The sequence below is a fragment of the Thioclava kandeliae genome, assembly GCF_040297545.1.
Taxonomy (GTDB): Bacteria; Pseudomonadota; Alphaproteobacteria; order Rhodobacterales; family Rhodobacteraceae; genus Thioclava; species Thioclava kandeliae.
This window is the reverse complement of sequence record NZ_JAYWLC010000004.1, coordinates 23,529-47,325: the sequence shown is the minus strand read 5'-3', so window position 1 is coordinate 47,325 and position 23,797 is coordinate 23,529. Positions and strand designations below refer to the sequence as shown.

General features: G+C 60.0%; 19 protein-coding genes. 14 read left to right on the top strand and 5 right to left on the bottom strand.

The genetic code is table 11. The annotated features are described in order from the left end of the window. Positions 1–142: 142 nt before the first annotated feature. From VSX56_RS06360 to VSX56_RS06350, 3 genes are all read left to right on the top strand, one after another. Positions 143–631 (top strand): CHAP domain-containing protein, encoded by a 489-nt coding sequence (locus tag VSX56_RS06360; protein ID WP_339112599.1) that lies wholly within the window; start codon positions 143–145, stop codon positions 629–631. Between the two features lie 144 nt (positions 632–775). Then, the gene (gene metH / locus VSX56_RS06355) at positions 776–4,528 is read left to right on the top strand and encodes a methionine synthase (RefSeq protein WP_350936158.1); all 3,753 of its coding nucleotides are present in this window, start codon (positions 776–778) and stop codon (positions 4,526–4,528) included. After that, positions 4,528–5,202 (top strand): DUF1045 domain-containing protein, encoded by a 675-nt coding sequence (locus VSX56_RS06350; protein ID WP_350935707.1) that lies wholly within the window; start codon positions 4,528–4,530, stop codon positions 5,200–5,202. Before metH ends, VSX56_RS06350 begins: the two co-directional genes overlap by 1 nt. Before the next feature lie 14 nt (positions 5,203–5,216). Here the strand turns inward: VSX56_RS06350 and mepK are convergent, their stop codons facing one another. Further along, positions 5,217–5,780 carry a peptidoglycan L,D-endopeptidase MepK gene (gene mepK, locus VSX56_RS06345; protein WP_339112597.1) on the bottom strand — a complete coding sequence of 188 codons (564 nt, stop codon included), beginning with the start codon at positions 5,778–5,780 and terminating at the stop codon, positions 5,217–5,219. Positions 5,781–6,084: 304 nt separating this feature from the next. On the opposite strand from mepK, the gene VSX56_RS06340 reads away from it, so the two are divergent. The 4 genes from VSX56_RS06340 to VSX56_RS06325 are packed head-to-tail and all read left to right on the top strand — an operon-like array spanning position 6,085 to position 10,367. Beyond that, entirely contained in the window at positions 6,085–7,722 is a 1,638-nt protein-coding gene (locus tag VSX56_RS06340) for a L,D-transpeptidase family protein (protein WP_350935705.1), read from the top strand. A gap of 49 nt (positions 7,723–7,771) precedes the next feature. Next, the gene (locus VSX56_RS06335) at positions 7,772–8,872 is read left to right on the top strand and encodes a UDP-3-O-(3-hydroxymyristoyl)glucosamine N-acyltransferase (RefSeq protein ID WP_350935703.1); all 1,101 of its coding nucleotides are present in this window, start codon (positions 7,772–7,774) and stop codon (positions 8,870–8,872) included. A gap of 7 nt (positions 8,873–8,879) precedes the next feature. Then, positions 8,880–9,158, top strand: coding sequence for an acyl carrier protein (locus VSX56_RS06330; protein ID WP_339112594.1), 279 nt, complete (start codon positions 8,880–8,882; stop codon positions 9,156–9,158). A 3-nt stretch (positions 9,159–9,161) separates the two neighbouring features. Then, positions 9,162–10,367: a beta-ketoacyl-[acyl-carrier-protein] synthase family protein gene (locus VSX56_RS06325; RefSeq protein WP_350935700.1), complete on the top strand. Its 1,206-nt coding sequence runs from the start codon at positions 9,162–9,164 to the stop codon at positions 10,365–10,367. Between the two features lie 45 nt (positions 10,368–10,412). Here the strand turns inward: VSX56_RS06325 and VSX56_RS06320 are convergent, their stop codons facing one another. Beyond that, positions 10,413–11,093 carry an invasion associated locus B family protein gene (locus VSX56_RS06320; protein WP_434096010.1) on the bottom strand — a complete coding sequence of 227 codons (681 nt, stop codon included), beginning with the start codon at positions 11,091–11,093 and terminating at the stop codon, positions 10,413–10,415. A 478-nt stretch (positions 11,094–11,571) separates the two neighbouring features. Between VSX56_RS06320 and VSX56_RS06315 the strand changes: the two genes are divergently transcribed. Next, entirely contained in the window at positions 11,572–13,119 is a 1,548-nt protein-coding gene (locus VSX56_RS06315) for a helicase HerA-like domain-containing protein (RefSeq protein ID WP_350935698.1), read from the top strand. Between the two features lie 3 nt (positions 13,120–13,122). Here VSX56_RS06315 and VSX56_RS06310 read toward each other — a convergent pair whose 3' ends face one another. Next, positions 13,123–13,422 (bottom strand): DUF6477 family protein, encoded by a 300-nt coding sequence (locus VSX56_RS06310; RefSeq protein WP_350935696.1) that lies wholly within the window; start codon positions 13,420–13,422, stop codon positions 13,123–13,125. Positions 13,423–13,628: 206 nt separating this feature from the next. Here VSX56_RS06310 and VSX56_RS06305 point away from each other — a divergent pair, with 206 nt between their 5' ends. After that, positions 13,629–14,633 (top strand): DUF6456 domain-containing protein, encoded by a 1,005-nt coding sequence (locus VSX56_RS06305; protein ID WP_350935693.1) that lies wholly within the window; start codon positions 13,629–13,631, stop codon positions 14,631–14,633. A 46-nt stretch (positions 14,634–14,679) separates the two neighbouring features. Here VSX56_RS06305 and VSX56_RS06300 read toward each other — a convergent pair whose 3' ends face one another. Further along, positions 14,680–16,185: a catalase gene (locus VSX56_RS06300; RefSeq protein ID WP_350935691.1), complete on the bottom strand. Its 1,506-nt coding sequence runs from the start codon at positions 16,183–16,185 to the stop codon at positions 14,680–14,682. A gap of 108 nt (positions 16,186–16,293) precedes the next feature. Between VSX56_RS06300 and VSX56_RS06295 the strand changes: the two genes are divergently transcribed. From VSX56_RS06295 to VSX56_RS06275, 5 genes are all read left to right on the top strand, one after another. Further along, positions 16,294–17,235 (top strand): hydrogen peroxide-inducible genes activator, encoded by a 942-nt coding sequence (locus VSX56_RS06295; RefSeq protein ID WP_339112588.1) that lies wholly within the window; start codon positions 16,294–16,296, stop codon positions 17,233–17,235. 152 nt (positions 17,236–17,387) lie between these two features. Beyond that, positions 17,388–18,338: a lipoyl synthase gene (gene lipA / locus VSX56_RS06290; RefSeq protein ID WP_339112587.1), complete on the top strand. Its 951-nt coding sequence runs from the start codon at positions 17,388–17,390 to the stop codon at positions 18,336–18,338. After that, a complete protein-coding gene (locus VSX56_RS06285) occupies positions 18,286–18,717 on the top strand; it encodes a DUF4186 domain-containing protein (RefSeq protein ID WP_350935688.1) in 432 nt (143 codons plus the stop codon). Before lipA ends, VSX56_RS06285 begins: the two co-directional genes overlap by 53 nt. A 122-nt stretch (positions 18,718–18,839) precedes the next feature. Then, positions 18,840–21,530 (top strand): Hint domain-containing protein, encoded by a 2,691-nt coding sequence (locus VSX56_RS06280; RefSeq protein ID WP_350935686.1) that lies wholly within the window; start codon positions 18,840–18,842, stop codon positions 21,528–21,530. A 102-nt stretch (positions 21,531–21,632) separates the two neighbouring features. Beyond that, complete coding sequence (locus VSX56_RS06275) at positions 21,633–22,484, top strand: bestrophin family protein (RefSeq protein WP_350935684.1); 852 nt, start codon at positions 21,633–21,635, stop codon at positions 22,482–22,484. A 58-nt stretch (positions 22,485–22,542) separates the two neighbouring features. On the opposite strand, the gene VSX56_RS06270 is transcribed toward VSX56_RS06275, so the two are convergent. Next, positions 22,543–23,715 carry an ROK family transcriptional regulator gene (locus VSX56_RS06270; RefSeq protein ID WP_350935682.1) on the bottom strand — a complete coding sequence of 391 codons (1,173 nt, stop codon included), beginning with the start codon at positions 23,713–23,715 and terminating at the stop codon, positions 22,543–22,545. Positions 23,716–23,797: the final 82 nt, after the last annotated feature.

Sequence of the window (23,797 nt, the reverse complement as noted above, 5' to 3'; positions counted from 1 at the left end):
CGAACCGGCTAGGCGTGCCCATAAAAAAACAGTCGAGGTCCCGAGCGTGACAGGCGTTCTTTCCACTTTGCGTGGGCCGGCACTTGCTGCCGCAGCCCTACTATCTCTTGCGGCTTGCTCGTCAAAAGGCGATCTGGGCCAGATGAGTTCGATGAATTTTGCTTCGGCGCGGATGGATCGTCAGGCAACGATCGGCCTCGATCCGGCCCGCCGCGACGCAGCCGTGCAGATCGCGGCAGCAATGCGAGCCAAGGGCGAACGCGTCTGGTGCGTGCCCTTCGCCCGCAATGCGAGCGGCATCGAGCTTCGCGGCAATGCACGCACCTGGTGGGGGCAGGCCGACGGGTCCTACCTGCGCCGCCACAGCCCGGCACCCGGCGCGGTGATGGTGTTCAAGGGCACCAAGCGTCTGCCGATGGGTCATGTGGCCGTGGTGTCCAAGGTCGTCGATAGCCGCAAGATCCTTGTCGATCACGCCAATTGGAAGCGCAATCAGGTCTCGCTCGGCATGGAAGTGATCGATGTCTCCGCCAAGAACGACTGGTCCGAGGTGCGGGTCAAATCCACCAAAGCCGCTTTTGGCAGCGAATATCCGGTCTATGGCTTCATCCAGAACGTCCATCGTGGCTGATATCAGACCCCACCCATCGCGGTGGGGTTTTTGAATCCAACTCATATAGTTCTTGACCAATATGAGTTGGATTTACATTTCGCGACGGGCTATGTAACCCACTCTGGAACCAAAGGAGTGCTGTCAGCCGTGTCCCGTAAAGCCATGACCCGTTCTGCCGTTTTCGACCAGATCAGATCCGCCGCCAAAGACCGTATCCTGATCCTCGACGGGGCGATGGGCACGCAGATCCAGAAGCTCCATCTGTCGGAACCCGATTTCCAGATCTCCGAACGCAGTGGTCCTTTCGAGGCGCATCTCGAGGGCAATAGCCATCCGCAGCAGGGCAATAACGACCTCCTCAACCTGACGCTGCCCGAAGCGATCGAGGAAATCCATTACAAATACGCGATGGCGGGCGCCGATATCGCCGAGACGAATACCTTCTCGTCCACCACGATCGCACAGGCCGATTATGCGCTCGAAGGCGCGGTCTATGACCTGAACTTCCAGGGCGCGCGTCTGGCCCGCAAGGCGATGGATCGCGCCGAGGCCGAGGATGGCCGGAAGCGATTTGTCGCAGGCGCTCTTGGACCGACCAACCGCACCGCATCGATCAGTCCAGATGTGAATAATCCCGGCTACCGTGCTGTTACCTTTGATGATTTGCGCATCGCCTATACGCAGCAGATCAATGCGCTCATTGATGGTGGCGTCGATATCCTTCTGATCGAAACGATCTTCGACACGCTTAACGCCAAAGCTGCGATCTTTGCCTGCGAGGAGGTCTTCGTCGAGCGCGGGATCGAGATGCCAGTGATGATCTCCGGCACGATCACCGACCTTTCGGGGCGCACGCTCTCGGGGCAGACGCCCACGGCTTTCTGGAACTCGGTTCGTCATGCCAGCCCGCTGACCATCGGCCTGAACTGTGCGCTAGGTGCCGAGGCGATGCGCGCGCATATCTCCGAACTCTCTGGCGTGGCCAACACGCTGATCTGTGCCTATCCCAACGCCGGTCTGCCCAACGAGATGGGCGAGTATGACGAGACGCCCGAGCATATGGCCGAGCAGGTCGCCAGCTTCGCGCGTGATGGCCTTGTCAATATCGTGGGCGGCTGCTGCGGCTCGACTTTTGATCATATCCGCGCCATCGCCCAAGCCGTGAAGGATATCGCCCCGCGCGAAATCCCCGAGCCTGCGGTCCTGATGCGCCTGTCGGGGCTCGAGCCCTTCACGCTGACCTCGGATATTCCCTTCGTCAATGTGGGCGAGCGGACCAATGTCACGGGCTCCGCCAAATTCCGTAAACTGATCACCGCCGGCGATTATGCAAGCGCTTTGGATGTGGCCCGCCAACAAGTCGAGAACGGCGCGCAGATCATCGACATCAACATGGACGAGGGTTTGATCGACTCGAAGGCCGCGATGGTCGAGTTCCTGAACCTAATTGCTGCCGAGCCCGATATCGCCCGCGTGCCGATCATGATCGACAGCTCCAAATGGGAGGTGATCGAGGCCGGTCTGAAATGTGTGCAGGGCAAGGCGATCGTCAACTCGATCTCGATGAAGGAGGGCGTCGAGGCCTTTGTCCATCACGCGCGCCTCTGCAAGGCATACGGTGCCGCCGTGGTGGTGATGGCCTTCGACGAGCAGGGGCAGGCCGATACCTGTGCCCGCAAGGTCGAGATCTGCCAGCGCGCCTATAAGATCCTCACCGAGGACGTGGGCTTTGCCCCCGAAGACATCATCTTCGATCCCAACGTCTTTGCTGTGGCGACCGGCATCGAGGAGCACGACAATTACGGCGTCGATTTCATCGAGGCCACCAAGATCATCACCGAAACCTGCCCGCATGTGCATATCTCGGGCGGCGTCTCGAACCTGTCTTTCTCCTTCCGCGGCAACGAGCCCGTGCGTGAGGCGATGCACGCGGTCTTCCTCTACCACGCCATTCAAAACGGTATGGATATGGGGATCGTCAATGCGGGGCAGCTTGCGGTCTATGACCAGATCGATGCCGATTTGCGCGAGGCCTGCGAGGATGTGGTTCTCAACCGCACGCCTGCCAATGGCGGCTCGGCCACCGAGAACATACTCGAGATCGCCGAGAAATATCGTGGTCAGGGCGGTGCCAAGGGCCGTGAGAAGGATATGACGTGGCGCACATGGGGCGTCGAGAAGCGCCTCGAGCATGCGCTGGTCAATGGCATCACCGAATTCATCGACGAGGATACCGAAGAAGCCCGTCAGAGCGCCGAGCGTCCTCTGCATGTGATCGAAGGCCCGCTGATGGCGGGGATGAACGTGGTGGGTGATCTCTTTGGCGCGGGCAAGATGTTCCTGCCACAGGTGGTGAAATCGGCCCGTGTGATGAAACAGGCCGTGGCCGTGCTTTTGCCCTATATGGAAGAAGAGAAGCGCCAGAACGGCACCACGGAAAGCGAGGCGGCCGGTAAGGTCCTGATGGCGACCGTAAAGGGCGATGTGCATGATATCGGCAAGAACATCGTGGGCGTCGTGTTGGCCTGCAACAATTATGAGATCATCGATCTGGGCGTGATGGTGCCCGCCGAGAAGATCCTCGAGACGGCCAAGCGCGAAAAGGTAGATATCATCGGGCTCTCGGGGCTCATCACGCCCTCGCTTGACGAGATGGTGCATGTGGCCTCCGAGATGGAGCGGCTCGGCATGGATCTGCCGCTGCTGATCGGCGGGGCGACCACCTCCAAGGTGCATACCGCCGTGAAGATCAATCCGCGCTATAACAAGGGGCAGGCCATCTATGTCACTGATGCCTCGCGCGCGGTAGGTGTGGTCTCGCAACTGCTGTCCAAGACGCAAAAAACCGATTATGTCGCGAGTATTCAGGCGGATTACGCCGAGACGGCCGAGAAACACGCCCGTGCCGAACTGGCCAAGAAGCGGCTGCCATTGGCGGATGCCCGCGCTAATGCCTATAAGGCGGATTTCGCGGACTACACGCCGAAAGCGCCCAGTTTCCTTGGCACCAAGACCTTTGAAAACTGGGATCTGGCCGAGCTGGCCCGCTATATCGACTGGACGCCATTCTTCCAGACATGGGAGCTGAAAGGCGTCTATCCGAAGATCCTCGAGGACGAGAAACAGGGCGAGGCAGCGCGGGCACTCTTTGCCGATGCACAGGCGATGCTGGCCAGGATCATTGACGAGAAATGGTTCACGCCCAAAGCGGTTGTGGGCTTCTGGCCCGCCAATACGGTGGGGGATGACATCCGTCTTTATACCGGCGAGGACCGCGGCACCGAATTGGCGACCATGCACACGCTGCGCCAGCAGGTGACCAAACGCGAGGGCCGCCCCAACGTGGCGCTGTCGGATTTTGTCGCACCCGAAGGCAGCAAGGCCGATTATCTGGGTGGCTTCGTGGTGACCGCAGGCCCCGAGGAGCAGGCGATTGCGGAGAAGTTCGAGGCCGCGCATGATGACTATAACTCGATCCTCGTGAAGGCATTGGCTGACCGTTTTGCCGAAGCCTTCGCCGAGCGCCTGCACGAGTTTGTCCGCAAGGAACTCTGGGGCTATGCTCCTGACGAGGCCTGCGACAACGCCGCTCTGATTGCCGATAAATATGACGGTATCCGCCCGGCACCGGGCTATCCGGCACAGCCCGATCACACCGAAAAAGAGACGCTTTTCAAGCTTCTGGACGCGACTTCTCAGACGGGGGTCGAGCTGACCGAAAGCTATGCGATGTGGCCCGGTTCGTCCGTGTCGGGGATCTATATCGGCCATCCGGAAGCCTATTATTTCGGGGTTGCACGGGTCGAGAAAGATCAGGTCGAGGATTATGCCCAGCGTAAGGGCATGGACCTGACCGAGGCCGAGCGCTGGCTTGCGCCGATCCTGAACTACACGCCGAAAGCGCCCGACGCCTGATGGCAGTCCCGCGCTATGCGATCTATGCCGTCCCCGAAGGCGTGTTTTACGCACGGGGGGCGGCATGGTTGGGTTGGGACAGCGCGGCGGGCAGGGACATCGCGCAACCCGCGCTGGCGGGTCTATCGCCGGAAGTGACGGCACGGCCTGCACGTTACGGGTTTCACGCAACGCTTCGTGCGCCCTTCGTCCTGCAAGACGGGGTCAGCTATGAAGACCTTGTAACACTGTGCGAAAATCTCGGCCGGAGCTTGCCCGCTCTGAGCATCGGGCCGCTACAGCTCGTTCGGCTCGGACGGTTTCTTGCCCTCATTCCTGAGCCACAACCGGAAATTACCGCTTTTGCCTCAGAGATCGTGCGCAGAACCAACGACATCCGCAAGCCTCTTTCGGAAGAGGAAATCGAAAGACGAAGCTCGGATCGCTTCGGGAGTTCTGATCGGGACTATCTGAGACGCTGGGGCTATGCGCATGTCATGGACCGGTTCAAACTGCATTTCACGCTGACTGAGAAGCTGGGGAAAACGCAGCTTGACACCTTGGAGTCCGCCGCGACAGATTGGTTCCAAAGCGCTTTGAATGACCATCTAGCCATCAATTCGCTGTGTATTATGGGCGAGGAACCGCATAGCAAACGTTTCCGGCTTCTCCACAGGATCTCTCTCAAAGGCTGATGAGGCGCGGGTGCTCAGGCGCCCCAAGACCGGACCGGACCGCAATCCATATGCACGAAGTTCGAGCGACTGTATTTGCCGACGCCACCCGCATGGCAAGCCATGGCCGCTTTATACATCTGGTTGACCGAACGCGACTTGAGCCGCAGATCTGCTGCCTGACCGCGCATATGGAGGGAGTTCCGGGCCACGCCGCCGGACCGCGAGCGCAACATCGCATTGGTCTTTGGAGAACGATACCCCGAAAGCATGATATAGGGCTCTTGGATATCCATCAGATTATGCGAGGCCGCGGCGATATCGATCGTGCGGCGGTCGATCGTTTTCTTTGTGCCGGTACGCCAGTCCCGCATGAAATGGGTGATCTCGTTGAGCGCATCGTCGATATATTCACCATCAATCCAGTAGACTGTATTGATGCTCTCACCTGTGCGGCCCGAATACATGCGGATACGACGCACATCGCCCGCGCCGCGCAAAAACCCGAACGCATTGGACATGGTAGGCGCTGCGACGACTGCGGTAGCTGCAAAAGCCCCGAGAAGACCACGGCGGGTGAACAATAGGTTGCTTGCCATTTTTATGCCTGCCTAAGTTTTTTTGCGCGCCGCTTATCTGCGACTTTACGCATGCCTCTCGTCAGATCGCGATCACGTTAGGTCCCCCACGTCTTCGCGATCAACTGTGAATTCTCTGGTTAACGAATGGTCAACTAGGATTTAGGCGGAAAATTGCCACTCATGGCGCCATAAGGGGACGATTGTTGAGGTAATGCGACATAGTTGCCATGAAAATGGTTAACAAAGCCTTGATGCTGGACATTCGTGATGCTGCGCGCGATCCCTCATGTAGAATGTGCAGATGACTTTCAGCAGGCGGACGATGATCGATTCTCTCAGATATGCGGGTCTGGCCGGCTTATTGGCGGCGTCCTTCGGCAGCAGCCTCCATGCCCAGACCAATCTCGCAACAGTGGCCGGTGCGGTGCCCGCATCGCAGATAACCATCTCCGGCTTCATGCAGGCCGTGGCCGAAGGGGCGACCGACCATCCGGCGCTTGCACAGTTCTATTCCGCACGCGACTACCAGCCGATATGGACCGGCGCAGGCGATGCCTCCCGCCGCGCCGCCTTTTTCCGCGTGCTGGATCAAGCTGGCGCTCAGGGGCTTCCGAGTGAACGCTATGACGCGCAGGGGCTGCGTCAGGCCTTTGGCGAGCTGCGCTCGGAAGGCCAGCGCGGGCAGCTCGAGATCCGGATGTCGGAAACTTTCCTACGCTACGCACAGGATCTCTCGCGCGGCATATTAACGCCCAAGAAGGTCGACCCGACGATCGTGCGCGAGATCGACCGGCCCGATAATCTTACCCTGATCCGCGCATTCAGCCAGAGCCAGACGCCTCTGGCATGGCTGCATGCGCTCGCGCCCCGCAGTCCGGCCTATGCACAGCTCGTCAAAGCCAAGCTCGATCTCGAGACCACGATTGCCGATGGTGGCTGGGGGCCCGAGGTCCATGCCGGCATCCTGCGACCTGGCGCCCAAGGGGATGCGGTCATTGCGCTACGCAACCGGCTTCAGAATATGGGGTATCTCGGCTCCCATCCGACGGCCAGCTATGACGGCGCGATGCAGAAGGCTGTCCAGCAGTTTCAGGAGGATCAGGGGCTGATCACCGATGGCGTGGCCGGAAGCTCCACGCTGGAGGCGTTGAACGCGGCCCCTCAAGAGCGGCTGAAATCCGTACTTGTGGCGCTTGAACGGATGCGCTGGATGAACGGCACTGATCTTGGCAAGCGCCATATCTGGATCAATATCGCCGATTTCTCGGTCAGGGTTGTAGATGACGACAAAACCACGTTCAAATCGGTAACGGTCGTCGGCCAGAGCACGCCAGACCGCCAGACGCCGGAATTTTCCGATATGATGGACCGTATGGTGATCAATCCGGCATGGCATGTGCCGCGGTCTATCGTGACCAAGGAATATCTTCCGATGATGCAGCGCAATCCGAATGCGGCGGCACAGCTGCAGCTGGTGGATTCGCGCGGGCAGGTGGTGCCGCGTAGCGCGGTGAATTTTGGCCAGTATACCGCCAGTAGTTTCCCCTTCGCCATGCGCCAGCCGCCCTCGCAGCATAACGCTCTTGGATTGGTGAAGTTCTTGTTCCCGAACAAGTATAACATCTATCTCCATGATACGCCGTCGAAATCTCTTTTCTCGAAAGAGCAGCGCGCTTTCAGCCACGGCTGTGTGCGTGTGGGCGAGCCATTTGAACTGGCCTATACGCTGCTCGCGCCCCAGACCGACAACCCCAAGGCCTATTTCCAGCGCATTCTTGAGAGTGGCAACGAGACAACCGTGAAGCTGACACCGCCGGTGCCCGTGCATTTGGTCTATTTCACTGCATGGCCGAATGCGAAGGGCAAGATCGAGTATCGCCGCGACGTCTATGGCCGCGATGCACGCCTTTACGCCGCCTTGCACAAGGCCGGGGTGGAATCTGCCGCGCTGACGAATTAAGTCAGGGCAAAGGGCCGCAGGACGGCCCGCAAGATGGAAAGGCAGAGTTATGGCACATCGCGTTGACGCAATCGCGCAAGCACTCGGGGCAAGATTCGAGGGTGACGGGACGCTGGCCGTGTCGGGCGCCTCCGAGCCGTCCAGCGCGAAAGCGGGTCAAATCGCTTTGGCTATGGATCCGAAATATGCAGCGGGCTTGGCCGAAGGTGAAGCTCGCGTCGCAATGCTCTGGGAAGATGCGGATTTTTCTGCATTCGACCTCGATGCGGCCATTTTTGTGCCGCGCCCACGTCTTGCGATGGCTGGCCTGTCGAAAGTCTTCGATCCGGGTCCGGAAATCGCCCCGGGTATCCATCCTTCGGCAGTGATCGACCCGAGTGCCGAGATCGGCGAGGGCGCGGCAATCGGTCCCTTCACCTATATCGGGCGCGGCGTGAAGATTGGCGCGCAAGCCCGTATTTCCGCTCAGGTTTTCATTGCTGAAGGGGTGCAGATTGGCGACGATGCGCTGATCCATTCAGGTGCGCGGATCATGTCCTATGTCAGGATCGGCGACCGGTTCATCTGCAATCCGAATGCTGTCTTGGGCGGGGATGGCTTTTCCTTCGTGACGCCCGAAAAATCCGGCGTCGAGGAAATCCGCAATACGGTTGGCAAGCGCGAGGAGATCCACGCGCAACACTGGACCCGCATCCATTCTCTGGGAACCGTGATCATTGGCGATGATGTGGAAATCGGCGCCAATGCGACGGTCGATCGCGGAACGGTGCGCGCCACCAAAATCGGAAACGGGACAAAACTCGATAACCTCGTTTGTGTTGGTCATAACGTCCAGATTGGCGATGACTGTATGATGTGTGGTCAGGTGGGGATCGCAGGATCGGTAAAGATTGGGAACCGTGTGGTGCTTGGCGGGCAGACCGGCGTATCGGATAATATCTTTATCGGTGATGATGTTATTGCCGGAGGTTCAACCAAGATCTTCACCAATGCACCGGCAGGGCGGGTGTTGCTCGGCTCTCCTGCGGTCAAGATGGAGACACAGGTCGAGATCCAGAAATCCATCCGTCGGCTACCGAGATTGTTTGCACAATTCGCCGATCTTCGTAAAACTGTTGCAGAGCTGAGAGACAACAAGGGCACCGAGTAATCATCTCATGAGGTCTGACGTGCAAGAGCAAATCATCTCCATTATCGCGCGCGAAGCTGTCATGGCACCCGCCGATGTGCAGCCGGATATGACGCTTGAGGATCTGGGGCTCGACAGCCTCGGGCTCGTCGAAATGATTTTCGCGATCGAGGAGACTTTCGATATCTCAGTGCCTTTTAACGCCAACGAGCCGAGCCAGTCCGAGTTCGATATCTCTTCGGTCGGTGCGATCGTCAACGCCGTTGAGCGGATGATTTGCGGCCAGAAGGGCGAGGCCTTCGTGTAAGCCATGCAGCGCGTTGTCATTACCGGCGCTGGCACTGTCAACGCGCTTGCCTTGGATGTTCCCGGAACATTGCGCGCCATGCGAGAGGGGCGCTGCGGGATAGGGCCGCTCTATATTCCTGATCTCGACCGGTTGCAGGTGCGGATCGGGGCGCAGATCAACGGGTGGGATGCGGAAGCCCGTTTCAGCCGCGCGCAGCTCGGCCTCTATGACCGCTTCACCCAGTTTGCGTTGGTGGCAGGGCAGGAAGCGATGTCGCAAGCTGGTTTAAGATCGGTCAGCAATCCTCTGAAATGGGGGTGTATTATGGGAACGGCTGGTGGTGGGAACAGCACCGTGAACGACGCGTTCCACACGGTTTTCGCTGAAGGCAAAAGCCGTGTTCATCCGTTTACCGTGCCTCGTTTGATGAATAATGCCGCCGCCTCGCATCTGTCGATGACGTGGAACCTGCAGGGCCCGTGCTTCTCGGTCGCCACTGCCTGTGCCAGCTCCAACCACGCCATCGGGCTGGCCTATCAGATGATCCGCTCGGGTATGGCGGAGGGAATGTTGGCAGGCGGCTCTGAATCCATGCTGAATTTTGGCGGGCTCAAAGCGTGGGAAGGGCTCCGCGTGATGTCCAGAACCGGGTGCCGGCCATTTGCGAAGTCCCGCGACGGGATGGTGCAGGGCGAGGGCGGCGCCGTCTTCGTGCTCGAAAGCCTCGAGAGCGCCAAGGCCCGTGATGCCTCGATTTTAGCCGAGATCTGTGGTTTCTCCATGACGTCGGATGCAGGCGACATCGTCATGCCCTCGCTCGAAGGGGCCACGCGTGCCATAAGTGGTGCACTTGCCGATGGCGGTATAGCGGCCGATCGCGTGGGCTATATCAACGCGCATGGTACCGGCACTGCAGCCAATGACAAAACCGAATCCGCAGCCATCCGAAGCGCTTTGGGAGCACAGGCGGATCATGTTCTGGTGAGTTCGACAAAGGCCATGCATGGTCACTGCATAGGTGGCACTGGCGCGATCGAAGTGCTGGCCTGCCTCATGGCGCTGAACGAAGGCGTGATCGCGCCGACAATCAATCATGATACACCCGATCCCGATTGCGACCTCGATGTCGTGCCGAACGAAGCCCGTGAGGCATCGATCGATATCGCACTCTCCAACGCTTTCGCCTTTGGCGGTATGAACGCGGTGCTCGCGCTCAAGCGGATATGAAAAAGGCCGCCACGGACGGGCGGCCTTCACGGGGATTTTCCTGGCTTACTGAGCTGCCGCAGGCTTGTCTTTGGCCTGCGCCTTGGTGTTCGAGGCTTTCACCTCGTCATAGGCGGCCGTGAAGCCTGCAAGCGAGATCGCCACATTGACTTTCTGGTTCGGTGCGGCGACCGGAACGATAGTCATCTCGATCTTGCTGCCCTTTTTATATTGCGTCAGCTCGTCGGCAGTCAGACCGATACGGGCAAAACAGCCCGCCTGCGCGCAGAAGGTGAAGGGGTAGACCTTGGGCTCGTTACTATCGAGCTTCATCACCATATTCTGCGTCAGCAGCGTTTCGAGCGGCACCATGATGGTCGCACCGACAGCCGCGCGATTATTCTCGGGCAGGGGGAACATCGAGATATCGGCGACATTATTGCCGCTCTGGTCTTTCAGGAGTTGGTAGAGCTGGCAGGGGTCGGAGCCGTCTTCGGTATGGACACATTGCACTTTCCAGTCGCCATGGGTCGAGGCGATATAGGTCGTGCCAGGGCCATCCTTGGCAGGGGCTTGAGCGGCCGGAGCCGCTGTATCGGGCGCACTCGCCGCAGGCGCATCGGCCGCAGGCGCGGTCGGAGTTGCAGGAGCATCGGCTGCTGGCGCAGTCGTATCCTGTGCCATAGCGAAAGAGGCGGACATGCTCAGCGCGGCGGCGAACATCAATGTCTTGTTGAGATTGGTCATACTGCCTTTCAATCCTTCATTCTGGCCGGTTCGGGGCCGTCGGCTCACGCATATCACGGTGCGTTGGGACTGTCAGGGCAAAAACCTTGTGATCACCTGCGGACGACAGAGATGTGATCTGGGTAAGGTGTTGTTTAAATGAAGAAAAGGGCCCGATATTTCGGTGCCCTTTTCAATAGGTTCCCCCTGTCGGACTTGGCCGACTTCGTTCTTTGATTGGACGCTACGAGGCGGACACAATGTCGTCAACAGGGTTTGTGTCATTCGCGCGACATGGCTTCGATTTTTTGGTCGATTGCACAAAAAAAAGCCGCACTTTGAAAGCGCGGCCAGTCTGACAGGGAGGAAAAGTCGGAAACTGGCGCGATGCGCAGCTGATCCGACAAATATGACATTGCCCCGAATTGGCTAATTTTCCGTTGTTGCACAGGAGCGCACGACATATTTTCAATTAAGATTTTTCGCCGGAGGCCCTGTAATGACTGCATCCCGCCCAGAGACTGCCATAAACACGCTCGTTGGTGACGCCCTTTTCATCGGCGGTGGCGGACCGGATTACGGGGTCGTGCAATCGCTGCGGCTCGACAAGGCCAACCGTCACGGGTTGATCGCGGGAGCCACGGGAACGGGAAAGACCGTGACATTGCAGACCCTTGCCGAAGGGTTCAGCGATGCGGGCGTTCCGGTCTTTCTGACCGATGTGAAGGGGGATCTGTCGGGGCTTGCGGCGGCCGGTGCTCCCGTGGACAAGCTGAAATCGGCATTCGAGGCACGCGCAGCGCAGATCGGCTTCGATCTCTGTTATCGGAGCTATCCGGTCGAGTTCTGGGATATCACAGGTGCTAAGGGCATACCTGTGCGGATGACAGTGTCCGAGCTCGGGCCAGTTCTGCTATCGCGGCTGCTGGATCTGTCTCCTGCTCAGGAAGGGGTGCTGCATATCGCCTTCCATCTGGCCGATGAAGAGAAGCTGGCGCTTCTCGATCTCTCGGATCTACGCGCCATGCTTCACCATGTGGGCGAGCGCGCGAGCGAGCTGACCATGCGTTATGGCACTGTCGACAAGCGTTCGATTGGCGCGATCCAGCGGCAGCTCCTGATGCTGGAAAGCGAAGGGGCCACCGGATTTCTGGGCGAGCCGGCACTCGAGCTGGCAGATATGATCCGCATTGCAGAAGATGGGCGCGGGCAGGTGAATATTCTGGCGGCAGACAAAGTGATCAATACGCCCAAAACATATGCAACCTTCCTGTTATGGTTGCTTTCGGAGCTTTTCGAGACCCTGCCCGAAATCGGGAACCCCGAGAAGCCGGTCTTCGTACTGTTTTTCGACGAGGCGCATCTTCTGTTCGATGACGCGCCGAAGCCGCTTCTCGACAAGGTCGAGCAGGTTGTCCGACTGATCCGCTCGAAAGGGGTTGGCGTCTATTTCGTGACGCAGAACCCGACCGACATTCCGGAGGATGTGTTGTCCCAACTCGGCAACCGCGTGCAGCATGCGTTACGCGCCTTTACGGCCAAGGACCAGAAAGAGCTGGAGCAGGCGGCCAAAACCTATCGGGCGAATCCTGATTTCGGGATTATCGAAGCCATTCGAGATGTCGGCACAGGCGAGGCGGTGACGTCGTTTCTCGATTCAAAAGCCGTTCCGGGACAGGTGGAGCGTAGTCTGATCCGCCCACCCGTTTCGCTGCTCGGTCCGGTGCCTGCGGCAACCCGTGAGCGCGTGATCGATCAAAGCGCGCTTTATGCCAAATACCGGACGGCGCTCGACCGTGAGTCCGCAGCCGAACTCCTGCAGGCGCGTATGGTCGCGGATGATCCGCAAGCGCCCCGGAGTGCCCCGGAGAGCCTGAGCCGTGGCCGCCGCTACAGGGGTGCAAATTCTCCCGAGGCAAAACCCCAACGCCGGAGCAGTTCCGATACGCTCATGGAAACCTTTGGAAAAAGCATTGTCCGCCAGATCGGCACCCAAGGCGGAAAGGCCATCGTGCGCGGGATATTGGGCTCGCTTTTCCGCAAGTAACCGCTAGAGCGCGCGCAATTGCGCCGTGTCCCGCGCTTCCCATATGATCGCGGCAAGTAGTTCGATATGGCGCGCAGGGTCGTATTTGCGCCACTGGGTGGCAACGCGGCGACGGACACTGTCAATTTCGGCCTCTTTCTCGAGGAGTTGCGTCAGAATGTCTGCTGTATTTGTGATCTGGTAGAGAACCATGATCCTGCGCAGATCGCGCTCCGGTTTATACAAAGCCGCACCTATGCGAGCTGCGCGCACCAGAAGTTTCGGGCGTTTGAGCTTCTCCAGCCGATTGTCGAATTCTGTCACTTTTACCTCCATCCAAAGATAAAGCAGTCTGAATACAACTCTAGGTAGTTTTGCGTATTATTGTGAAGGACCGTTCGCAGGCATTGGTAATCTTTATACTATTCACGACGAACATTCTCTCGAAACATAGTTAACTAGATGGCTTTGCGATTATTTTCTAGCACTCATTCAACCTGCGCGTGCCATCCAGTTTTGGGAGAACCGAAATGCATTCTGACCTGCGTCATGGCTCGATACCGAATTGGCTAACGACTTACGCAAAGCTTTATCTCACCCATGTCGAGGAAGGCGTCTCCAGCCGTCAACTCGCACGCGAGGAGGGCTGCCATGCATCTACGATTCTTCGCCGGATCCGCCGCATAGAGGAGCGGCGGGAAGATCCGCTCGTCGATCAGGCGCTTGACCACATCCGCGAAGGCGCGCCGGTCGCAACGCCCGAAGTCAGGGATCCGGAGCGCCCCGACACACCGGCGTTTCTGGCTGAGGCGCGGCGCGTTCTGCAGCGGTTGACCGAACTTGGTGCATTGCTGATCATGGCCCCGAATATGGAGAAGGCGGTCGTGCTGCGTGGCACGGTGCGCCTCCTTGTGGTGGACGTCGCGCAGGCCGAGACCTTCGCGCTTCGGGGCTGGATCGCGATCAAGCACAAGGGTAGGGTCACCAGCTACGAGATCACCCGCAGCGGACGGGACGCACTGCGCAGCTTGGCGGACGATACCCCGAGAGGCCGCCGCCGCGACGGGCCGGAGGGCGTGGACCGCAAGCCGGTCGTGAATACTTCCGAAAGCCCGCTGGCAGTTCTGGCACGCCGCCGTGATCGGGATGGCAAGCTGTTTCTGGAGCCCCAGCTTGTGGCGGCGGGCGAGAGGTTGCGCGAGGATTTCGAACTGGCGCAGATGGGACCCCGCGTCACGCAGAATTGGGACCGGTTCCTCACGGCAGGCGTTTCGGGCGGGTTCTCGGTGCAGGGCAATCTAGAGGCGGGATCCGAGGCGGCCAAGCTGCGGGTCGGCGCGGCGCTTCAGGATCTGGGGCCGGGGCTTGGAGATATTGTGCTGCGCTGCTGCTGTTTTCTCGAAGGGCTGGAGACGACCGAGCGCGATATGGGGTGGTCCGCGCGCTCCGGCAAGATCGTGCTGCGCATCGCGTTGATCCGGTTGCACCGCCATTACGAGGAACGCTATGGCGGAAAAAGCCCGCTGATCGGATAAAAAAGGCCGCCGGAGGATCCGGCGGCCTTTTCCTTTTCTCGCGCCCTTACTTGGTCGGCACGGGACTGTCATTGGTGACTGGCACCGCGTTCACGTCGCTGCCATCTGTCGCCAGCGCCTTGCGCACGCCTGCCTCGTAATCGGGATGGACACGGCCCAGCACGGCCAGCCAACGCTCGGTCACAGCTTCCGAACAGGGGCCCATCGCCTCTGCCATGTTGTGATGCAGGCGGTCACGTTCGGCATCATCCATCACCTCGGCATAGAGCGCGCGCGGCTGGATATAATCGGCGTCGGCATCCTCCTGCACATAGCGGTCGGCATCGCCATTGATCCGCAGCGGCGGCTCGGCAGCTGCCGGATCGGCAACGGCCGCGCTTTCATACTGGTTGGGCGAATAGTAGGCATCGGGATGGCCGGTCTCGGCGGGGAAGAACCGCATCGGACCATCCTTATGGTAGTGATGCACCGGACATTTGGGCGCATTCGCAGGCAGAGCCTCGTAATGCGTGCCCAGACGGTAGCGATGTGCATCGGCATAGGAGAACACCCGCGCCTGCAGCATCTTGTCGGGGCTGTAGCCGATGCCCAACACCTTGTTCGAGGGCGAATAGGCCGCATTCTCGACCATCTGGAAATAGTTGTCGGGGTTGCGGTTCATCTCCAGAATACCGACCTCGATCAGCGGATAATCCTTATGCGGCCAGACCTTGGTCAGATCGAAAGGATTGAAATCGAGGTTCTCGGCTTCTTTCTCGGGCATCACCTGGATCATGAAGCGCCATTTCGGGAAGTTACCTTCTTCGATCATGTTGAAGAGGTCTTCCTGATAGCTCTCGCGCGTCTTGCCGATCAGCGCCTCTGCCTCGGCATTGGTATAATGCTTATGGCCCTGCAGGGTCTTGAAGTGGAATTTCACCCAGAAGCGCTCGCCATCCGCATTCCACATGGAATAGGTATGCGAACCATAACCGTTCATATGGGCGGGGTTCTTGGGAATACCACGGTCCGACATCAGGATCGTCACCTGATGGATACATTCAGGGCTACGGCCCCAGAAATCGAACATCGCCTCGGGCGAGCGCAGATTCGTGCGCGGATGGCGTTTCTGGGTATGGATGAAATCGGGGAACTTATAGGCGTCGCGGACGAAGAAAACGGGGGTGTTATTCCCCACCATGTCCCAGTTGCCGTCTTCAGTGTAGAATTTCAGGCTGAAGCCACGCACGTCACGCTCGGCATCGGCCGCGCCCATCTCGCCGGCCACCGTCGACCAGCGCGAAAGAACCTCGGTCTGTTTACCGATTTCGGAGAAAAGCTTGGCGCAGCTATATTTCGTGATGTCATTGGTAACCGTGAAGGTGCCCTGCGCGCCCCAGCCCTTGGCATGGACGGTGCGTTCGGGGATCCGCTCACGGTTCTGATGGGCCAGTTTCTCGATCAGCTGGTAATCCTGCATCAGGACAGGACCGCGCGGGCCTGCGGTCTCCGAGGTCTCGTTGGACACCCAAGGCGCGCCGGCACTTGTGGTAAGTTTTGTGCGGTCTGACATTTTTTTACTCCATCAGCGGTTTTTATTTGGCTTCCTACGACGGAACTATGTAGCGGTCGCGTGATAAAGGGAAATCGGTAATACTATGAGTAATGATAAGGCACCCTTATGAACATCACCCTGCGCCAACTGCAATACATGTTAGCCCTGGAAAAATTCCGGAATTTTTCCAGGGCCGCTGAATCCGTGCATGTAACGCAGCCCGCGCTGTCGATGCAGATTCGCGAGCTGGAACAATCCCTTGGACTGACATTGGTCGAGCGGCGGCCACGCGACATACGGCTGACGCGGGCAGGGCGGATGGTGATCGACCATGCACTCCGCATCGATGCCGAGCTGAAATCGCTCGAGGCCGATCTGCGCCGCGGGCAGGGACAGGTGAATCTCGGCGTCATTCCGACGGTTGCGCCCTATCTGATGCCGCGCGCATTGCCCAAGCTGCAGGCGGTGCAATCGGGCTTCCGGCTGCGCGAGGCGCAGACCCACGAGTTGCTGGAAGACCTGCGCAAGGGGCGTCTGGATGCGGCTGTCATCGCGACCCCTGCGCCCGATACGGAGGAAATCACGCTCTTCGAGGACCATTTCCTGCTGGCGGGCCTGCCAGAGGCGCTCGAACGGCTCGAGGGGATCAGTCCCGATGCGCTCGATCCGGGCGAGTTGTTGCTGCTCGAAGAGGGACATTGCCTTGCCGACCAGACGTTGAAGATCTGCAATGTGAATCGCGATGCGCGATCGGTCGATCTGGGCGCTGCCTCGCTCACGACGCTCTGTGCGCTGGCCTCGGGCGGCATGGGCGTGACGCTCATCCCCGAAATCTCGGCTGTGGCAGAACAGCATGCCAGCCCGAAACTTGCGGTGACGCGCTTTGCGAAGGAGCCCGGTCGCGTGTTGCGGCTGGTGCGCCGCGCTGATGCGGTCGATGATGGTGAATGGTTCGAGTCCGTGGCGAACATCCTGCGCGAGGCGGGTCAAAGCGTTCTGGATGATGCGCGCCGCGATATTCCGGTGCAACCCGCCGCGCCGCGCATGAAGATGCAAGCCGCACAATAACCTCGCATAACCGGCATGCCGGAGCCTTTTCCGGCATGCCACAGACGCAACCGTGCCTTTCCACGAGGGAGAGGCAAACTGTCGCACTCTCCGTTGCATTCGGTCCCGTTTCGGAATATGGGGGTGGGCAAAGCCGAAAGGATACCCATCCCATGCGCGATCTCAAAATCCCCGACCAGCGCCACCCGGAAAAGGCACACCGGCCCGATAACGCCCAGCCGAAGAAACCGGACTGGATCCGCGTGAAGGCCCCCACCTCGGCCGGCTACAAGCAGACCCGCGACCTGATGCGCGAGAACAAGCTCGTCACCGTTTGCGAGGAAGCGGGCTGCCCGAATGTCGGCGAGTGCTGGAGCCAGGGTCACGCGACGATGATGATCATGGGGGATATCTGCACCCGTGGCTGTTCCTTCTGCAATGTCGCGACCGGTCGTCCCGATGCGCTCGATGTCTTCGAGCCGGGCCGGGTCGCGCATGCGGTCGAGAAGCTGGGTCTTAACCATGTCGTGATCACCTCGGTGGACCGTGATGATCTGGAAGATGGCGGGGCCGAACATTTCGCCCAGACCATCCGTGCCATCCGGCACCGCAGCCCCTCGACCACGATCGAGATCCTGACGCCCGACTTCCTGAAATGCACGCCCGACGTGCTCGAGAAGGTCGTGGAGGCGCGCCCCGATGTGTTCAACCACAACCTCGAGACCGTGCCCTCGCTCTATCCGACCGTGCGTCCGGGCGCGCGCTATTTCCACTCGCTGCGCCTTCTGCAGCGGGTGAAAGAGCTTGATCCGGCGATGTTCACCAAATCCGGCATCATGGTGGGTCTGGGCGAGGAAGCGCAGGAAGTGCGCCAGGTGATGGATGATATGCGCTCCGCCGATATCGATTTCCTGACCATCGGCCAATATCTGCAACCCACGCCGAAGCACCATGCGGTGGCCAAATTCGTCACGCCCGACGAGTTCAAATCCTACGAGAAATCCGCCTATTCCAAGAACTTCCTCATGGTTTCGGCGACGCCTCTCACGCGCTCGAGCTATCACGCGGGCGATGATTTCGCGCAGCTGCGTGCCGCGCGTCTGGCCAAGCTCGGCCGCGCCTGATCCCGTGCCCGCGCAGGCGGATCTCTTCGCACGGCTGGCCCGTTCAGCCTTCAGATCCCGTTTTCATCTAGGCCCGCGCGAGCGGGCCTATTGCAACGCGAAAGGGCGGAGCACGATAGAGCGCCATGCCCGCGACTTCATCGCACAGCGTATCGCGCCGGCCCAGCCGAGAAATGACGGCAAGCAGACGCCCATGCGCGGACATCCGGTCTTCATCGCCCAGCACGCCACCGCCTGCTGCTGCCGTGGCTGTATCGCCAAATGGCACCAGATTGCTGCGGGAATTCCGCTCGGGCCCGATGAGCAGAGCCGGCTGGTCATTACCTTGATGACCTGGATTGACGCGGAAATGGGCCACCAACCCGCGCCTCCGCTTTGAAATAAAGGCAAAATTTTGGAAACTAGGCAGAATTTGACAGAATAAGTTAACCAGACTTTCGAACATTTGGGGAACAATGGCCGCAGGGCAATCTGCGCCAGTTTGACTCGAAGTGAGATGGTATGGCCACTTATACATTCGTTGGATATAGCACGAGCGATTTCCAACTGGTCAGCGGCGGTTACCGGCTGCGGCCGGATTGGGAAGCTGCGACCAACGGCCTGACCTATACCTTCACCGATGATGACACGCAGATCTCGGGCGATACCGTCACCGATAACGTCAGTAACGATACCAGCCAGCAGACCGTTGTCATCCGCGATTCCAGCGGGACGATCGTCAATTCCGGCACGGCCTATATCGAGGATGCGTATAACTATACCGACGCACAGGGCAATCCGCAGACCTTCTATACGATCAAGATCGGCAATACGGTCGTTGGGTATCTCGCAAGCTCCGAGATCCAGCCCGGCGTTGTCATGTCGCCCAGCTCCACGATCAATACCGCGGGCGTCAACTATTCCGCGATCCATTCCGCCACCTACAGCTCGACCGGCAATAACACGATCACCGGCGCCTCCTACGGTGACTCTCTGGCCGGCGGCGCGGGTGACGATTCCATCTCGTCGGGTGCGGGGGCCGATACCATCTCCGGCGGCACCGGCAACGATACCATTCTCTACGGGCAGGGCGGTGCCACCTCGCTCGATGGTGACAGTGTCTCGGGCGGCGACGGGAACGATTCCATCGATGATGTGAGCGGCGATCCGAACTGGGTCTATAACGACACGATCGATGCGGGTGCGGGCAACGATACCGTCTGGTCGGGCAGCGGCAACGACTCGATCCTCGGTGGCACGGGCGATGACCGCCTCTATGCGGAAGGTGGAAATGACACCGTTTACGGTGGCAGCGGTAATGACTGGATCGGCGGCGGCGCGGGCAACGACCTCATCTATGGCGAGGCGGGCAGTGACACCATCCTCGGCGATGATGGCAATGACACGATCTATGGCGGGGATGGCAGCGACCATATCGCAGGTGGCAATGGGAATGACAGCCTGCTCGGTGGCGCCGATGCCGATACCTTCTATCTGAGCGATAACTGGGGCGTCGATACGATCCTCGGGGACAACACGACGACCACAGGCTCCGATAACGACAGTCTGAACTTCTACTACATGACGCATGGCGTCACCATCACCGCAACCGACTGGGAAGACGGTACGGCAACTGATGGCACCAGCTCGCTGACCTATGACAATATCGAGGGATATCGCGGCTCGGAATATAACGACTCACTGCGCGGCGATGCCGATGGATCGGGCTTCTATGCCGATATGGGCGCGGGCGATGACACCGTCGGCGGCGGCTCCGGTGATGATACGATCTATGGTGGTGCCGGCAATGACAGCCTCTTCGGGGGCGATGGCAACGACTATATCGAAGGCGGTGACGGCAATGACGGCCTGAACGGCTGGAACGGCAATGATACGCTCTGGGGCGGTGCGGGCCAGAACACCCTCTGGGGCGAGGCGGGCAACGACCTCTTCGACCTGCGCTCGACCGATGGTGGCAGCAGCATCTTCGGCGGCACCGACTATGACACGGTTTCCCTCTCGGGGGCGGCGGCGAATATCACATGGACCTCCGATACCGGCGGCGTCGGCACGATCTCCTATGATGGCGGGGTCACCACCACCTATTTCTGGGAAATCGAGCAGATCGACGGCTCGAGCTATAGCGACAATTTCAATGCCGCTCTCGCGGGTAGCCCCGTCCATATCCTCGCCGGAGCGGGTGACGATACGATAACTGGCTCTGCCGGCAGTGACACACTGTCTGGCGGCACCGGAAATGACAGCATCACCGGCAATGCCGGTGATGATACGATCACCACCGGCACCGGTGCGGACCGGTTGATCCTCGATGATGGTTTCGGCAACGATGTCGTCACCGATTTCGACATGACCGATGATGGCGCAGGCCGCTCGATCGACCAGCTCGATGTTTCGGCGCTGACGGATGCCGAGGGTAATCCGGTCAATGCATGGGATGTGGTGATTACCTCGGACGGGGCAGGCGGCTCGATCCTGACCTTCCCCAACGGCGAGACGCTGAGGCTGCAATCGGTCGACCCTGCCTTGCTGTCCACCGCGCCGCAGCTCTACTCGGTGGGCATCCCCTGTATCGCCGCCGGCACTCTTGTGGCCACACCTGCCGGTCCGCGCCCGATCGAGACCCTCATGGCAGGTGAGGAAATCATCACGCATGACGGCTGCGCGCGTTTGGCATGGTGCGGTCAACGAAGCCTTGGCCCTGCGGAGCTTGCCGATCGCAGACTGCGTCCTGTCGAGCTGCGCGCGCAGGCTCTGGGGCAAAGCGCGCCGTTGGTCGTGTCGGGACTGCATTGTCTCTGGCTTCGGGTCGATGGCACGTCGTGCCTGATCCGCGCCCGCCATCTGGCCGAGAGCGGCTGGAACGGCGCGCGGATCATGAATGGCAAACGCCAGATCACCTATGTCCATCTTCTTCTCGAGCGCCACGCGGCGATCCTTGCCAATGGTGTCTGGGTGGAAAGCTTCTGGCCGGGCCCTATCGGTTTCCGCGCCCTGTCGCGCAGGGACCAGATAGCCCTTCTGGGGGCCCGTCCTGATCTTGCCGCGGCCCTGCTGGGCAATCGTCCGGTCGAGGAAGTCTACGGGATGCGCCTCGCCCCCGTTCTGCCTCGCCGCGCCGTTACCCGAGGCGCCCTCGCACGCTGGTTCGGCGCGCCACGCCCCCCCCTGAGACAATTTGCCCTGCCTTCGTAGACATCCCGAGCCTTGTGAACGGACGCGCAGCTATTTACCGCAACGCGCATAGTCCACGCCATGCCGGCGCGTGATCACTCATTCAGGCAAAAGGGGATCATCGTGATCGTCCGCAAACGCCCCACATTTCTGGGGTTGTTCTTTATTCTGCAAGGTTCGGTAATCCAGATCATCTGGCCCCAGATCCTGCTTGTATTTCTTATCGGTATCGGGGTTATCGCGGGCCACGACTACTTTCCGTCGTATGTGACGGGGCTCGATCCGTCGCCTTTCGCGCTGATCGGGATCGCGCTCTCGATCTTCCTGAGCTTCCGCAATGGCGCCTGCTACGACCGCTGGTGGGAGGCGCGCAGACATTGGGGCGTCATGATCCAGTCCTGCCGCGACATCCAGCGCCAGACCTGCCATCTGCCCGATAATGACGACAGGCGCGCGCTGTTCCACGCACTTATCCGTTTCGGCCATCTCGCCGAGGGACAGCTGCGCGGGCGCAACCCCTATTGGGAAACCGACGCCGCTCTGGCCGAGGCGGAACAGGCGATCGGGCGGATGGAACGGGCAGGGCATCTGACCCATGTCGAAGCCTTGGTGCTGCATGAAAGCATCGCGCGGATTGCCGCGTCCATTCTGGCCTGCGAGCGGCTGGCCAATACGCCGGTGCCCTTCGCCTATTCGCTTCTGCTCCATCGCACGGCCTATATCTACTGTATCATCCTGCCCTTCGGCTTCGTGGATACGCTCGGCGCGATGGCGCCTTTCGTCGCGGCATTGGTGGCCTATGCCTTCTTCGGTCTGGATGCGCTGGCCGAAGAGCTGGAACAGCCGTTTTCCGACCGTCCGAATGCCTTGCCGCTCAGCGCCTATGCCACAGCGATCGAGATCGCATTGCGCCGCGCTTTGGGGGAGACGGAGCTGCCGGAGATGCCCGCGACGGTCCGCTATGTCCTGAGATAGGCCGGTCCGCCGGTTCTTGCATAAGCAGGCACTGTAGGCGGCCCCGAGGGGCCGCCGCTCACCGCTGCAGACGCAGGCCGGAGGGCATGACCGGATCCTCCCCGAACAGCAGATCGAATCCCAGATCGGCCGCACCGCGTATGGCCGCAATCTCCTCCAGCGGGCCGTCCTCGATACGCAGGAGCGCCGCGAGGGCAGGCGGCATGCGTCTGGTCAGGCTTTCCCGTATCCCTGCCTGCAAATGCCCGCCCGCACGTCCCAACACCCCGCCGACCATCACTACATCAGGGGCAAGCGCAATGACCGGACCGGTCAGCGCCTCCCCGAGATTGCGTCCGGCCTCGCGCAGGGCAATGATCGCCTCGAGATCCCCGTGCTCGACCAGCTTTGCCAGGGCAAGGGGATCCGCTACGGGGCGCGCCACCGTCGAGACCTGCCGGACAAGCGCGGGGTTCGAGGCCACCGCTGCGACGCAGCCCTCACTGCCGCAGACACAAGGCATCCCCGCCGCAGCGGCCACCGGTATATGGCCTATTTCTCCCGCCCATCCCTGCGCGCCACGGTGCAGCTCACCCGAGAGCGCCAGTCCCGCACCGATCCCGATATCAATAAAAACATAAAGCAGGCTCTCGTCGGGCCTCGCCTGCAGGCGTGCCCCCAGCGCCATGAGATTCGCGTCATTCTCGATCAGCACCTCCATGCCCATTATTTCGGCAAGATTTTCCGGCAGCACGCCGACTTTCGACCACGGCACGGTCCGCGAGCGCCCGTGAACCGGCCCCGGAACACCCAGCACGAGCGCGGCGATACAGGAACGGTCTATGCCGGTTTCGGCAACGAGCCGCGCCAGCATGGTCTCGATCTCGCGCACTGTTCCTTCTGCCGTAAAACCATGCGGCAGGGCCGAGCGAGCCTCCCCCAGAACTTTGCCGCGCAGGGTCGAGATCACTCCCATCAGCGCATCCGGTCCGAACCGGACGATAAAGAAAAATCGCCCGTTCGGATTGAGTTCATAGAGGTTTGAAGGGCGTCCACGTTCCGCACGCGGCGCGTCACGGCGGGCAAGCCAACCCTGATTTTCGAGATCCTGCAAACGGGCTGCGACGGTATTGCGCGACCAGCCGGTTTCGACCACCAGCTGGGCGCGATCCTTGGCCTGATCGCGCAGCGCGCGAGCCAGCTGCCGGTGTCCTGAATCGAGCCGTGCGAGAGGCTCTGCATGCTTGGCCATAGACGCTCCTACTGAGGTTTTTTCAGCCCTAACGATAAATGTTCAATATTGACGCATTAATGTCAATCGAGGTCATAATTCA

Coding starts and splice junctions, on each gene's coding strand:
- VSX56_RS06285 (WP_350935688.1), top strand. CDS start 18,286: ATGATTTCGCGCAGCTGCGTGCCGCGCGTCTGGCCAAGCTCGGCCGCG.
- VSX56_RS06325 (WP_350935700.1), top strand. CDS start 9,162: ATGCAGCGCGTTGTCATTACCGGCGCTGGCACTGTCAACGCGCTTGCC.
- mepK (WP_339112597.1), bottom strand. CDS start 5,780: ATGGCAAGCAACCTATTGTTCACCCGCCGTGGTCTTCTCGGGGCTTTT.
- VSX56_RS06350 (WP_350935707.1), top strand. CDS start 4,528: ATGGCAGTCCCGCGCTATGCGATCTATGCCGTCCCCGAAGGCGTGTTT.
- VSX56_RS06330 (WP_339112594.1), top strand. CDS start 8,880: ATGAGGTCTGACGTGCAAGAGCAAATCATCTCCATTATCGCGCGCGAA.
- VSX56_RS06335 (WP_350935703.1), top strand. CDS start 7,772: ATGGCACATCGCGTTGACGCAATCGCGCAAGCACTCGGGGCAAGATTC.
- VSX56_RS06315 (WP_350935698.1), top strand. CDS start 11,572: ATGACTGCATCCCGCCCAGAGACTGCCATAAACACGCTCGTTGGTGAC.
- VSX56_RS06270 (WP_350935682.1), bottom strand. CDS start 23,715: ATGGCCAAGCATGCAGAGCCTCTCGCACGGCTCGATTCAGGACACCGG.
- VSX56_RS06305 (WP_350935693.1), top strand. CDS start 13,629: ATGCATTCTGACCTGCGTCATGGCTCGATACCGAATTGGCTAACGACT.
- VSX56_RS06360 (WP_339112599.1), top strand. CDS start 143: ATGAGTTCGATGAATTTTGCTTCGGCGCGGATGGATCGTCAGGCAACG.
- lipA (WP_339112587.1), top strand. CDS start 17,388: ATGCGCGATCTCAAAATCCCCGACCAGCGCCACCCGGAAAAGGCACAC.
- VSX56_RS06280 (WP_350935686.1), top strand. CDS start 18,840: ATGGCCACTTATACATTCGTTGGATATAGCACGAGCGATTTCCAACTG.
- VSX56_RS06295 (WP_339112588.1), top strand. CDS start 16,294: ATGAACATCACCCTGCGCCAACTGCAATACATGTTAGCCCTGGAAAAA.
- VSX56_RS06320 (WP_434096010.1), bottom strand. CDS start 11,093: ATGACCAATCTCAACAAGACATTGATGTTCGCCGCCGCGCTGAGCATG.
- VSX56_RS06300 (WP_350935691.1), bottom strand. CDS start 16,185: ATGTCAGACCGCACAAAACTTACCACAAGTGCCGGCGCGCCTTGGGTG.
- VSX56_RS06340 (WP_350935705.1), top strand. CDS start 6,085: ATGATCGATTCTCTCAGATATGCGGGTCTGGCCGGCTTATTGGCGGCG.
- metH (WP_350936158.1), top strand. CDS start 776: ATGACCCGTTCTGCCGTTTTCGACCAGATCAGATCCGCCGCCAAAGAC.